The sequence below is a fragment of the Polaromonas sp. genome, assembly GCF_029945685.1.
Classification (GTDB): Bacteria; Pseudomonadota; Gammaproteobacteria; order Burkholderiales; family Burkholderiaceae_C; genus Polaromonas.
On sequence record NZ_JAQSDA010000028.1, the window covers coordinates 86,064 to 98,771 of the forward strand.

The following is a 12,708-nucleotide window of genomic DNA, read 5'->3' on the forward strand; positions in this document are numbered from 1 at the left end:
GAGTCCGGCATGAACATTTTTCACCAATGGGGGGCCTGCAGCCTGCTTGCCCTCCTGCTCACCGCGCCCGCGCACGCGGCGGACATCGGCGTCACGGACAGGGAAATCCTGGTGGGGCAGTTCGCGGCGCAGACCGGGCCCGCCGCCGAACTGGGCAAACGCATGCAGCTGGGCATGCTGGCGCATTTCAATGCAGTCAACGCGGCCGGCGGCATCAACGGGCGCGCCATCCGGCTGGTATCGCGCGACGACGGGTATGAACCGGAAAAGGCGGCGGCGGCCGTCAAGGCGCTGATCGAGGAAGACAAGGTGTTTGCGCTGGTGGGCTCGGTCGGCACGCCGACCACGCTGGCGGCGGTGCCCGCCATCAATGCAGCCGGCATTCCGCTGATCGGCCCCTTCACCGGCGCGCAGGCCCTGCGCGAGCCGCTCAACCGAAATGTTTTTCATGTGCGCGCCAGCTACTTTGACGAAACCGAACGTATCGTGCAGCACCTGAGCACGCTGGGCATCAAGAAAATTGCGGTGTTCTACCAGAACGACTCCTACGGCAAGGCCGGCCTGGAAGGCGTGACGCGGGCGCTGGCCAAACGCAGCCTCAAACCCGCCGCAGCGGTGACGGTGGAGCGCAATTCGGTCGACGTCACCGCCGCCTGGGCCGAGCTTGTCAAAGCCGCGCCGGAAGCGGTGGTGCAGATCAGCGCCTACAAATCCTGCGCAGCATTGATCAAGCTCGCGCGCAGCAAGGGCTACGGCGGACAATTTTTCAATGTGAGTTTTGTCGGCTCCACGGCCCTGTCGGCGGAACTGGGCGATGCAGGCGCCGGTGTGACGATTTCGCAGGTGGTGCCTTTTCCCTACACACCATCGTCAGAGATCGTGCGCGAGTACCAGCAGCGCATGACCGACGCCGGCAACAAGGACTTCGACTTCTCCAGCATGGAAGGTTTTCTGGCCGCCAAGGTGTTTGTCGAAGGCGTGCGCCGGGCCGGCAAGGCCCTGACACGCGCAGGCCTGGTCAGCGGGCTGGAGTCCATGCGCGATGTCAACATGGGCGGGTTCATGGTCAACTACAGCCCGACAAACCATGAGGCCTCCCACTACACCGACCTGACCATCATTGGGCGTGGCGGGCGTTTTGTTCGTTAAGTGTTTTTGAGGAGGATCTTTCATGAATCGCTTTTTGTCCCGGGGTCTGTTCACGGCCTGCGCCCCTGCGCTGGGCCTGCTTTTTCTTCTGGCCGCGCCCGTCGCCGCACAGTCCCTCAAGCCCGGCTTGTGGGAGATCAACAACAAAATGCAGTCCAGCTCGGGGCAGGTGGAAAAAGCCATGGCCGAGGCGCAAAAGCAGATGGCCGCCATGCCACCCGAGCAGCGCAAGATGATGCAGGACATGATGGCCAAACAGGGCGTGTCCATGGGCCCGGGCGCCGGAGGCAACAACATGGCCATGAAAATCTGCATGACGAAAGAGATGGCAGAGCGCAATGAGCTGCCGGCCCAGCAGGGCGACTGCAGGACCACGAACTCGCCACGTTCGGGCAACACCATGAAAATGTCGTTTGCCTGCACCCAGCCGCCGTCCAGCGGCGAAGGCACTGTGACCTTCGTCAGCCCCGAGGCCTACACCATGAAGATGACCATGAAAAGCGCGGTGCAGGGCAAGCCGGAAACCATGACCATGGACGGCGGCGGCAAGTGGCTGTCGACGGACTGCGGCGCGATCAAGCCACTGGCTCCGCCGAAGAAATAGCCCCCACGGTCGCTCACTGCGTGTAGCTCCCTGCCCCTCGATGGGGCCGCTGCGCCTGGGGTCTGGCAAAGCCAGTCCCGCGGCCCCTACTGGATAAATCGCCCAGGTATCGTGCGGATCTGGATGAGTGGGGGCTCTATCTGTCACCAAAAATCGCTGTCCCCACCCGCACCATGGTGCTGCCGGCATGAATGGCGGCCTCCAGATCGGCCGTCATGCCCATCGACAGTGTGTCCATGGCCTGCGGCAACACGCCGGCCCGGTTGATCTGGTCAAAAAGGTCTGCAGCCCTTTGGTGGACAGCGCAGGCAGCTACAAAATCAGGAGCAGGTTCGGGAATCGACATGAGGCCGCGCAGCTGCAGCCGCGGCAGCCGCGCGACCTCCGCCGCCAGCGCCTGGGCCTCCTGCGGCGGCACGCCGGACTTGGTGGCGCCGCCGTCGATGTTGACCTGCAGGCACACCTGCAGCGGCGGCAGATGCGGCGGGCGCTGCTCGCTCAGGCGCTGTGCAATCTTCAGGCGGTCCACCGACTGCACCCAGTCGAAATGCTCCGCGACCAGCCGTGTCTTGTTGCTCTGAAGAGGGCCAATGCAATGCCACTCCGAGGGGCGGGAGGGCTGCAAGCCAGGATGATCGGCCTCCCATCCGCGCACTGCCAATATCTTGTCCACGCCCTCCTGGATGTAGTTCTCGCCGAAAGCGTATTGCCCGTCGGACATGGCATCGATCACCGCATTGGCACCGAAGGTCTTGGACACAGCCAGCAGGCGCACACTGGCCGGGTTGCGTCCAGCGGCAACGCAGGCCGTGGTGATACGGTCACGGACTAGTTGGAGCTTGCGCACAATCATGGTCATAATCCAACTGTAAAACTTTTCAGGGATCCCCGGGATGGACATTACCCAACTGCTGGCTTTTAGCGTCAAGAACAAGGCATCTGACTTGCATCTATCGGCCGGCTTGCCGCCCATGATCCGGGTGCATGGGGATGTCAGGCGCATCAATGTCGACCCGCTGGACCACAAGCAGGTTCACGCCATGGTGTACGACATCATGAACGACACCCAGCGCAAGAACTACGAAGAATTCCTGGAGATCGACTTCTCCTTCGAGATCGACGGGCTGGCGCGCTTTCGCGTCAATGCCTTCAACCAGAACCGCGGCGCGGGCGCCGTCTTCCGGACCATTCCTTCCAAAATCCTGACGCTGGAGCAGCTCAACGCGCCCAAGATTTTTGGCGACCTGGCCATGAAGCCGCGCGGCATGGTGCTGGTCACCGGACCGACCGGCTCGGGCAAGTCCACCACGCTGGCGGCCATGGTCAACTACCTCAACGAAACCGAGTACGGCCACATCCTGACGGTGGAAGACCCGATCGAGTTTGTGCACGAATCGAAAAAATGCCTGATCAACCAGCGCGAGGTTGGCCCGCACACGCTGAGCTTCAGCGCAGCGCTCAAATCCGCCCTGCGGGAAGACCCGGACGCCATCCTGGTCGGCGAGATGCGCGACCTCGAGACCATCCGCCTGGCGATGACGGCCGCGGAAACCGGCCACCTGGTGTTCGGCACGCTGCACACCTCGAGCGCTGCCAAGACCATCGACCGGATCATCGACGTGTTTCCGGCCGAGGAAAAGGACATGATCCGCGCGATGCTGTCGGAATCGCTGCAGGCGGTGATCTCGCAGACCCTGTGCAAGACCAAGGACGGGCAAGGCCGTGTGGCCGCGCACGAGATCATGCTCGGCACCAGCGCCATCCGCAACCTGATCCGCGAGGCCAAGGTCGCGCAGATGTACTCGTCCATCCAGACCGGCAACAGCGTGGGCATGCAGACGCTGGACCAGAACCTGACCGACCTCGTCAAACGCAACGTCATTTCGGCCGCCGAAGCGCGCGGCAAGGCCAAGATCCCCGAAAACTTCCCCGGCTGAACATGCCCCCACGGTCGCTCACTGCGTGTAGCTCCCTGCCCCCCGAGGGGGCCGCTGCGCCTGCGGTCTGGCGAAGCCAGTCCCGCGGCCCCGGCTTGATTGAAGAATTTTGAAAAGGAGCGCTCATGGAACGCGACCAGGCCAGTAGATTCATCAACGACCTTCTCAAGCTGATGGTCAGCCGCAACGGCAGTGACCTGTTCATCACCGGTGACTTTCCGCCCGCGATGAAGGTCGATGGCAAGGTCACCAAGGTCTCGCCGCAGCCGCTGAACGCCGGCCACACGCTGGCGCTTGCGCGCGCCATCATGAACGACAAGCAGGCTGCCGAATTCGAACGCACCAAGGAGTGCAACTTCGCGATCTCGCCGCCCGGCGTCGGACGCTTCCGCGTCAACGCCTTCATCCAGCAGGGCAAGGTCGGCATGGTGATGCGGGTGATTCCGGCCGTCCTGCCCACCATCGACGGCTTGGGCGTGCCGCAGGTGCTCAAGGATGTGGTGATGTCCAAGCGCGGCCTGTGCATCCTGGTCGGGGCCACCGGCTCGGGCAAATCCACCACCCTGGCGGCCATGGTGGACTGGCGCAACGAGAACTCCTTCGGCCACATCATCACCATCGAGGACCCGGTGGAGTTTGTGCACCCGCACAAGAACTGCGTGATCACCCAGCGCGAAGTGGGCCTGGACACCGACAGCTGGGAGGCGGCCCTGAAGAACACCTTGCGGCAGGCCCCCGACGTGATCCTGATGGGCGAGATCCGCGACCGCGAAACCATGGAACACGCCGTGGCCTTTGCCGAAACCGGCCACCTTTGCCTGGCCACGCTGCACGCCAACAGCGCCAACCAGGCACTGGACCGCATCATCAACTTCTTCCCCGAGGAACGCCGCGCGCAGTTGCTGATGGACCTGTCGCTCAACATGAAGGCCATGATCTCGCAGCGCCTGGTGCCCAAGCAGGACAGCAAAGGCCGCATCGCCGCCGTGGAGGTCATGCTGAACACGCCGCTGATCTCGGACCTGATCTTCAAGGGCGAGGTTTCCGAGATCAAGGAAATCATGAAGAAGAGCCGCAACCTCGGCATGCAGACTTTTGACCAGGCGCTCTTCGATGCCTTCGAAAGCAACATGATCACCTACGAGGACGCGCTGCGCAACGCCGACTCGGTCAACGACCTGCGACTGCAGATCAAGCTCAACTCGCAGCGTGCCAAGACGCAGGATCTGGCCGCCGGCACCGAACACATGTCCATTGTCTAGGGATGCGCTGAATTCATGCGTTGTGGGTCGGCGCCCGCAATCCTCACGTACCCAAAGGACGTTCCGGTTGCTGCGCGCCGCCCGCCTGGCCTGAAGCCCGCTCGCTACGCCCTCCCACCTCTTTTCCCTTCTCCCATACCATGAGCAATACCAACCCCAAAACCTACGAACCCGCCCCGTCCCGCAACGTCGCCTTTCTGGGCCTGGGCGTCATGGGCTACCCGATGGCCGGCCACCTCGCGCTGGCCGGCCACCAGGTCACCGTCTATAACCGGACTGCCAGCAAATCAGTAGCGTGGTGCGCAGAATACGCGGGCACCAAAGGCCCGAAACATGCTGCAACGCCGCGTGAGGCGGCACACGGTGCCGAGATCGTTTTCTGCTGCGTCGGCAACGACGATGACCTGCGCGGTGTGACGCTGGGCCCCGATGGTGCTTTTGCCGGCATGCAGCCGGGCGCCATTTTTGTGGACCACACCACCGCATCGGCCGACGTGGCACGCGAGCTGTATGCGGCGGCGCAGGCCCTGAAGCTGCAGTTTGTCGACGCTCCGGTCTCGGGCGGCCAGGCCGGCGCGCAAAATGGCCTGCTGACCGTGATGTGCGGCGGCGACGCGGCCGCTTTTGACGCCGTCAAGCCAGCCGGCATGGCGTTTTCCAAAGCCTTCACGCTGATGGGTGCCAGCGGCGCCGGCCAGCTGACCAAAATGGTCAACCAGATCTGCATCGCCGGTCTGGTGCAGGGCCTGAGTGAAGCCATTGCCTTTGGCCAGAAGGCCGGCCTGGACATGAACCAGGTGCTGGACGTGATCGGCAAGGGCGCGGCGCAGAGCTGGCAACTCGACAACCGCGGCAAGACCATGGTGGAGGGCAAGTTCGACTTCGGCTTTGCCGTGGACTGGATGCGCAAGGACCTGGGGCTGGTGCTCGACGAAGCCAAGACCAATGGCGCGCGGCTGCCGGTCACGGCGCTGGTGGACCAGTTTTACGGCGATGTGCAGGCCATGGGCGGGCGGCGCTGGGACACGTCCAGCCTGATCAAACGATTGAAGTAGCCCCCACAGTCGCTCGCTGCGCCTGCGACACCACAAAAAAAGCCGGTGCATGCACCGGCTTTTTTGCGAAGCGGAGGAATCAGCCGCCCGGAGCCCGTGCCGGTGTGGCCGGCTTGGCCGCCCCCGGTGTCAAGCTGCGCAGCTCGTCTTCGGTGATGATTTCAAGAATACGCACCACCTTCTGCACCCCCCGGGCGCCGCGGACGATGTCCGTGGCCCGGTCGGCTTCGCGCTGTGTCACACGGCCCATCAGGTAGACGATGCCGCGCTCCGTGACGACCTTGAAGGCGTTGGCGTAAATGTCCCTGGAGTCGATCAGCAAGGCCTTGACCTGGCCGGTGATCAACACATCGGAGGAGCGCTGTACCAGCGTCGGGCTGTTGATGATGCCCAGTTCATTGACCACCGAGGCCACGTTTTCCACCCGCGACACGACCTGCTCCACCAGCTTCTTGTCCTGCTCGTTGAGCACCTCGCCGGTCAGCAGCACCTGGCGGTTGTAGCTGGTCACACTGACCCGCGCCCGACTGCCGACGTTGTCGCGCAGACGGGCCATGGCGCGCAGCTCGATGCCTTCGTCTTCAAGCTGGGCCCCCGAGGTGCGGCGGTCAATGGCAACCATCGCGCCGGCAGCCGCGCCACCCAGCATCAGCGGGAAGCAGGCGCTCAGGCCACTGCCAACCAGCGCGGCGGTGCAAACAGTCAGCACCAGCCGCTGGTACGGTCGCATGGTTGCAGAGATGGCTTTGGCGGTCATTTAGGTATTCTCCTGGTCACCAAGTAATTGGGCATCCACGCCATCACAAATACAGTGAAGGGCCAGCAGATGAACTTCCTGAATGCGTGCGGTGCGGTCGTGCGGCACGCAGATGTGCACGTCGGTCTCGCGCAGCGCAGCGCTCATTTTTCCGCCGTTTTTGCCGGTCAACGCCACCACGGTCATTTCGCGCTCGTGGGCCGCCTCGATGGCAGCCAGCACGTTGGCCGAGTTGCCGCTGGTGCTCAGCGCCAGCAACACGTCGCCGGCGCCGCCGAGCGCGCGAACCTGCTTGGAAAAAATCACGCTGAAGTCATAGTCGTTGGCGATTGCCGTGAGGATGGAGCTGTCGGTGGTCAGCGCAATCGCGCCCAGCTCGGGCCGCTCGCGCTCAAAACGGCCGACAAATTCGGCCGCAAAATGCTGCGCATCGGCCGCCGAGCCGCCATTGCCGCAGGCCAGCACCTTGCCGCCGCTGGTCACGCTGGCCAGGATGGCCTGCACCGCTGCGGCAATCGGCTTGGATAAAACCTGTGCGGCCTGGTACTTCAGGTCGGCGCTGTCAATAAAGTGCTGTTCAATGCGTTGTTCGAGCATGGGTCAATGATACCGGGTCAGATTTTCAATCAGCGCCTTGCAGCCTCTCCGGCCCGCCAGACGCAATGCATGGTTACAAAATGGGGACGAAACAGCCCTGTGCAAGCCGCTCAATCCGCCTCAAAGGCGCCGCGCAGCCATTCCACGGCCACCGTCTCGGGCGCGTCCAGCCGGCCCTGCACCGTGACGACGTCAAAGCGGCAGGGCGGCAGGCTGGCAAACCGCATCAGGTAATGCCGTGCCGCAAAAACGATGCGCCGCTGCTTGATGACGCTGATGCTGGCCGCCGCACCACCGTGCAACATGCTCCTGCGCTGGCGCACCTCGACAAACACCAGGGTGCCGTCGGGGGCGCGCATGATCAGGTCCACCTCGCCGCCGCCGCGCCCAGGGGTCCGATAATTGGACTCGACCAGCGTCAGCCCGGCGCGCCGCAGATGCGCCAGTGCCAGCGATTCCGCCGCATCTCCCAGGCGCTTGGTGGTAATCTGGCCGGGCTGCTCTGCCGCATCAGCGGCGGTGCCACTCAGTGGCCCTTTTGCAACCTGTTTTCTGGAAAACCACATTGAACGCTTCCTTTGACCTGGCCCTGCCCGCTGCGCGTGCTGCGGCAGGCATGCAGCATTATCCCGAAGCTGCGCTGTATGTGGTGGCCACACCCATCGGCAACCTGTCGGACATCAGCCTGCGCGCGCTGCATGTGCTGCAGCTGGTGCATGCCATCGCCTGCGAAGACACACGGCATACCCAGACACTGCTGCGCCAGTATGGCATCGACAAGCCGCTGCTGGCCGTGCATGAACACAACGAAGCCCAGGCGGCACAACTCGTGATCGAACGCCTGCAGCGCGGCGAACGCGTCGCCTATGTCAGCGACGCCGGAACCCCGGCCGTCAGCGACCCGGGCGCGCGCCTGGTGGCAGCCGTGCGCGCCGCCGGGCTGACGATTTTGCCGCTGCCCGGTGCCAGCAGCGTGACCACCGCGCTGAGCGTAGCCGGCATCAGCGGGGGCTCGGGGTTTGTGTTTGCCGGCTTCCTGCCGTCCAAGGCGATGGAGCGGGAGCAGGCCGTGCAGGCGCTGCAAACCGACGCGCGTGCCGTCGTCATTCTCGAAGCGCCGCACCGCATGGAAGCGCTGGCACGCGCCATGGCGCCGCTGGGTCACCGGCTGGTCACGGTCGGCCGTGAGCTGACCAAGCAGTTTGAGGAAATCGCCACGGTCCCAGCGCAGGACCTCAGCGCCTGGCTGGCCGCCGGCAGCCAGCGCACGCGGGGCGAATTTGCGCTGGTGCTGCACCCCGGTGAAGAGGCCCGGGCCCAGGACGACGGCCACCGCGTCCTGCAGTTGCTGCTGGCCGAGCTGCCGCTTAAAACCGCGGTCAAGCTGGCCGCCGACATCACCGGCGCGCCGCGCAATGAGTTGTATGAAGCCGCCCTGCAGCTGAAAAAAGCCTGAGAGGCTGCGGAGGCCCTGCGGTTCAGTCCCGGTCGTTGGGCGCGTTCACGAATTCCATGCCCGGATGGGCTTTCTGCACCACCTGGTTGTTGTCCAGATAAACCCAGTAGAAAAGGTCCTGCAGGTCGTACCAGCGGTAGGTCAGGATGTCGCCCGGCCAGGAGGCCACCCGGTCGACAAGGGTGGGGCGCCCGAACTCGCGCAATACATCATCACGCGTCCACTTGCCGGGCTCGATGCGTGCAAAATCCCTGGCGTTGAGAACCTGCCGGACGCTGGACACGCGGCCCGAGGCATCCAGGTCCACCATGAAGGCAAACTGACCGGTGGGCTGGCCGGAATACTGCAAGCGGGTGCCCTGGGGGAGGGCCACCACGGCGCCTGGCGGGCCCACGCGCGCCACCACATCCCCCTGCGACATGCCCGGCTGGATGGCACTGAACGGATGGAGCGCGCAGCCACTGAGCCACAGCAGGCTGGCGACGAGAACAAAAAGAATCTTGGGCAATGGCATGGCAGGTCCTGGGGTTGAATGGCCGCTGAGCTGGTTATACACCGCCCCGTTTTACGAATTCGACCTGCGCCGGCTCCGGCGGTTCCCCACGCAGCGACAATCAGCCACCTATGGACAAGCCCCACGCGCCCGCCACCGACCGCAACCGCGAACCCATCCTGAGCGCCCTGCGCGAACTTTTTGCCGACCGGCGCTCGGTGCTCGAGATTGGCAGTGGGACCGGCCAGCACGCGGTGTATTTCGCGGGCGCCCTGCCCTGGCTTCGCTGGCAAACCTCGGATGTAGCCGGCAATCTGCCAGGCATTGAGCTCTGGCTGGATGAGGCCGGGCTGCCCAACACCCCAGCCCCGGTGACGCTGGACCTGCGCCAGGACTGGCCCGATGTGTCGTTTGACGCGGTGTACAGCGCCAACACCCTGCATATCATGGGCTGGCCTGAAGTGCAGCGGCTGTTCCTGGCGCTGGACCGGCAGATGCCGCCGGGCGGGTTGCTCACGGTGTACGGCCCCTTCAACTATGGCGGCCGCTTCACCAGCGACAGCAATGCCGCCTTCGATGCCTCCCTGCGTGCCGGCAACCCCGCCAGCGGACTGAGGGACTTTGACGCAGTGGACGCCCTGGCAGCCCTGGCCGGCCTGTATCTGATGGAAGACCGCGCCATGCCGGCCAACAACCGCTGCATCACCTGGCAGCGCAGCCCGGACACGGCCGGACAAGTTCTAAAGAGACCTTGACTCGAGCTTGCCCGGCCGCAGGGAATATCGGTTGCCCGCGTCCAGTTGTTCCACCTGCACACGCGCGGCGCGGTTGCCGTACACCGAGGCCTTGAGCCATTCACACTCCGACTGCAGCTGCGCCTCGTCACCAAGACGGGTATGCCACACGCGGTGCTCACCGTCCCAGCGGTAGCCCCTGGCCTTGAGCAGATCCTTGGCCTCGAAAGGAGCGGCGGTCGCCTGCAACCGGTAGCTGGGCCTGGCCGCGACAGACAGCAGCTGTGCCAGCCCCGTCTGACCGGACACCGGCAGCGGACTGGCCAGCACCGCCAGCAAGGCGTGGCAGTCCATCTCGGCGCGGTGCGCGTCGTAGAACCAGCCGAGCTCCAGCGCCAGTTGCGTGAGTTTGGCAGAGCCTCGGCCTTCTTTTTTCCAGTCCAGGTCGGCGAAAGAACAGGCCCAGCGCCATTGCGCAAACTGCGCCAGCCTGGCCTCGACAAACGGACGGTCAAAACCGGCGTTGTGGGCGATCACCAGGTCCGCATCGGCCAGCATGGCCGCCACACGCGCCTCGTCGAGCCTGTGGCCGCGAACCATGTCGTCGCTGATGCCGGTGAGTTCCTGGATCTCCGGCGGAATCGGCATGCCCGGGTCTTCCAGGCCGTCATAAACATCGACGGTGCCAACCGGCAGTCCGGTGGCCAGATCCACATCGACCCGCAGCAGCGCGAGCTCCATGATGCGGTCCCGCGAGGCGTCCAGACCGGTGGTTTCGGTATCCAGAATCAGCAGGCGCGTGACCGGCCCCCGGGGCGGGTGCGCAAACTGCTGCGGTACAGGCAGGCGCCGCAGGACACGGTAATCGGCATGCCGCTCCAGTGCCAGCGCCATGGCTTCCGGTGTGAGTGGCTCCGATGCGGGGGCCAGGGCGACGATGCGGGCTTTGCGGATTCGGTTAGGAACGGCCGCCGGCGCGTTGGCCGCGACGTCGTCAAAACCGAAGCCCAGTTGATCTGAAAAAAGAACCTGACCGTCTGACTCGGCGTTCATGTTTCACTCCAGGTCATGGGGCACGGGATCATGCATGGCCGCAGGCGGGCATAACCGGCTGAAAACAGAGGTGGTGCGGCTGGCGGGGATCGAACCCACGACCCTTGGCTTCGGAGGCCAATATTCTCGGGGTAGATTGCGATGTAATGGTGTTGATTTATCAATTAAATCAAAGGTTTACGAAAATTCGCGCGGCAATCGACGTAGACTTACATTGCATTAAATACCCCAAATCAGCTTACACAGGCACTTACATGGCGCGAGTCAATCTTACCCCCTCCCGAATAGCAGACTATCGCTGTGAGTCAGGAAAAACGCAGTCATTTTTGTGGGACTCAAAGTCTCGATGCCTTGCCCTTAGGGTGACGCCAAGCGGTACGAAGGCCTTTGTCTGCCAAGCAAAACTTCATGGCAAAGACATTCGCATGACGTTGGGCTCTTCAGCCGACTGGACGATCCTTGACGCCCGAGAGGCGGCGAACCGCTTCAAAGTTACGGTTGACCAAGGCGTTGATCCTCGCGGGGTGGCGGCAGATGCCAAAGTGGCATCTCAAACGGCGGATGCTGAGAAAGAAGCACGAAGGGTCATCGCCGGTACTGCGTGGAATGAATATCTGCAGGCCCCGCATCCCAAATGGGGGGCCACACATCGACGGGATCACTATATTGCCTCTCAAACCGGAGGCGAAGTCCCCAAACGAGGAAAGGCGCTGACTAAGGCCGGCCCCCTGTCCAGCCTTTTAACTTACCCCCTCCACGAGATAACAGCCGACGTCGTGGCGGCGTGGCTCAAAAAGGAAAGCGCGTCCCGGCCAACTACAGCAGGCAACTCCCTTCGCAAGTTCCGAGCGTTTGTAAATTGGTGCGCGATACATCCAACCTACAAAAGGGTTACCCAAACGGATTGCGCTACTGCCAAGTCGGTCACCGATGGCGCACCCTCAAAACGAACAAAAGACGAAGATTCCCTGCAGAAAGAACAGCTAAGGCCCTGGTTCAAAAGCATTGTTGGACTGGAAAATTCTGTTTTCAGCGTGTACTTCCAAGGCCTGCTCCTCACCGGGGCTCGCCGCACTGAATGGCAAATTCTGAAGTGGAGTGACGTCGACTTTGCAAGCAAAAAGATGACGATTCGAGACAAAGTTGCTGGTCAGCGCTCTATTCCTCTGACGCCGTATCTGGCGTCACAACTGCAGGCCCTTCCACGAAGGAACTCGTACGTTTTCAGCAGCCCCTCCTCAGAGGGTGGATACGTAATAGGGGTGAGTAAGCCCCATAAGGAGGCCTTGGCCAAAGTTGGGCTGCCGCACGTGTCATTGCACGGACTAAGGCGATCATTTTCGACCTTGAGCGAGTGGCTAGAGATGCCGGTGGGCGTCGTGGCGCAAATCCAAGGACACAAACCCAGCGCAATAGCTGAAAAACACTACAAGCGCCGTCCGATCGACTTGCTAAGGATGCATCATGAAAAACTTGAGTCATGGATACTTGCCCAAGCGGCTGTTGCGCACGAATGCGGAGAGTAGCGGATTAAGTCGCCTCGCGCTCGACCAGCCAGACGATGTCGCTGGTCAGTTGCTCCATCTGAGCGCGCTACCTATTGAATTCATA

At 63.1% G+C, this 12,708-nt stretch carries 14 protein-coding genes; 8 read left to right on the top strand and 6 right to left on the bottom strand.

The window, feature by feature from the left end:
- Positions 1-9: 9 nt before the first annotated feature.
- Positions 10-1,149 carry an ABC transporter substrate-binding protein gene (locus tag PSV26_RS20975; RefSeq protein ID WP_300573772.1) on the top strand — a complete coding sequence of 380 codons (1,140 nt, stop codon included), beginning with the start codon at positions 10-12 and terminating at the stop codon, positions 1,147-1,149.
- A 22-nt stretch (positions 1,150-1,171) separates the two neighbouring features.
- Positions 1,172-1,753 (top strand): DUF3617 domain-containing protein, encoded by a 582-nt coding sequence (locus PSV26_RS20980; protein WP_300573775.1) that lies wholly within the window; start codon positions 1,172-1,174, stop codon positions 1,751-1,753.
- 136 nt (positions 1,754-1,889) lie between these two features.
- On the opposite strand, the gene PSV26_RS20985 is transcribed toward PSV26_RS20980, so the two are convergent.
- A complete protein-coding gene (locus PSV26_RS20985; RefSeq protein WP_300517026.1) occupies positions 1,890-2,612 on the bottom strand; it encodes a YggS family pyridoxal phosphate-dependent enzyme in 723 nt (240 codons plus the stop codon).
- A gap of 34 nt (positions 2,613-2,646) precedes the next feature.
- Between PSV26_RS20985 and PSV26_RS20990 the strand changes: the two genes are divergently transcribed.
- From PSV26_RS20990 to PSV26_RS21000, 3 genes are all read left to right on the top strand, one after another.
- Positions 2,647-3,690: a type IV pilus twitching motility protein PilT gene (locus PSV26_RS20990; protein WP_077592542.1), complete on the top strand. Its 1,044-nt coding sequence runs from the start codon at positions 2,647-2,649 to the stop codon at positions 3,688-3,690.
- Positions 3,691-3,815: 125 nt separating this feature from the next.
- Positions 3,816-4,952 carry a PilT/PilU family type 4a pilus ATPase gene (locus tag PSV26_RS20995; RefSeq protein WP_300517023.1) on the top strand — a complete coding sequence of 379 codons (1,137 nt, stop codon included), beginning with the start codon at positions 3,816-3,818 and terminating at the stop codon, positions 4,950-4,952.
- 140 nt (positions 4,953-5,092) lie between these two features.
- The gene (locus PSV26_RS21000; RefSeq protein ID WP_300573778.1) at positions 5,093-6,007 is read left to right on the top strand and encodes an NAD(P)-dependent oxidoreductase; all 915 of its coding nucleotides are present in this window, start codon (positions 5,093-5,095) and stop codon (positions 6,005-6,007) included.
- 79 nt (positions 6,008-6,086) lie between these two features.
- Here the strand turns inward: PSV26_RS21000 and PSV26_RS21005 are convergent, their stop codons facing one another.
- The 3 genes from PSV26_RS21005 to PSV26_RS21015 form a co-directional block, all read right to left on the bottom strand.
- Positions 6,087-6,737, bottom strand: coding sequence for a BON domain-containing protein (locus tag PSV26_RS21005; protein ID WP_300574305.1), 651 nt, complete (start codon positions 6,735-6,737; stop codon positions 6,087-6,089).
- Positions 6,738-6,764: 27 nt separating this feature from the next.
- The gene (locus tag PSV26_RS21010; protein ID WP_300517017.1) at positions 6,765-7,361 is read right to left on the bottom strand and encodes a phosphoheptose isomerase; all 597 of its coding nucleotides are present in this window, start codon (positions 7,359-7,361) and stop codon (positions 6,765-6,767) included.
- Between the two features lie 110 nt (positions 7,362-7,471).
- Positions 7,472-7,927, bottom strand: a complete 456-nt coding sequence (locus PSV26_RS21015) for a YraN family protein (RefSeq protein WP_300517014.1) — start codon at positions 7,925-7,927, stop codon at positions 7,472-7,474.
- A 50-nt stretch (positions 7,928-7,977) separates the two neighbouring features.
- On the opposite strand from PSV26_RS21015, the gene rsmI reads away from it, so the two are divergent.
- Positions 7,978-8,817, top strand: a complete 840-nt coding sequence (gene rsmI, locus PSV26_RS21020) for a 16S rRNA (cytidine(1402)-2'-O)-methyltransferase (RefSeq protein ID WP_300574307.1) — start codon at positions 7,978-7,980, stop codon at positions 8,815-8,817.
- 22 nt (positions 8,818-8,839) lie between these two features.
- Here rsmI and PSV26_RS21025 read toward each other — a convergent pair whose 3' ends face one another.
- A complete protein-coding gene (locus PSV26_RS21025; protein WP_300517011.1) occupies positions 8,840-9,331 on the bottom strand; it encodes a hypothetical protein in 492 nt (163 codons plus the stop codon).
- Positions 9,332-9,441: 110 nt separating this feature from the next.
- Between PSV26_RS21025 and PSV26_RS21030 the strand changes: the two genes are divergently transcribed.
- Complete coding sequence (locus PSV26_RS21030; RefSeq protein ID WP_300517009.1) at positions 9,442-10,065, top strand: DUF938 domain-containing protein; 624 nt, start codon at positions 9,442-9,444, stop codon at positions 10,063-10,065.
- On the opposite strand, the gene PSV26_RS21035 is transcribed toward PSV26_RS21030, so the two are convergent.
- Positions 10,051-11,097 (bottom strand): 3'-5' exonuclease, encoded by a 1,047-nt coding sequence (locus PSV26_RS21035; protein WP_300517006.1) that lies wholly within the window; start codon positions 11,095-11,097, stop codon positions 10,051-10,053. The two genes, PSV26_RS21030 and PSV26_RS21035, sit on opposite strands and share 15 nt — an antisense overlap.
- A gap of 104 nt (positions 11,098-11,201) precedes the next feature.
- Here PSV26_RS21035 and PSV26_RS21040 point away from each other — a divergent pair, with 104 nt between their 5' ends.
- Positions 11,202-12,623 (top strand): integrase family protein, encoded by a 1,422-nt coding sequence (locus PSV26_RS21040; RefSeq protein WP_300573781.1) that lies wholly within the window; start codon positions 11,202-11,204, stop codon positions 12,621-12,623.
- Positions 12,624-12,708: the final 85 nt, after the last annotated feature.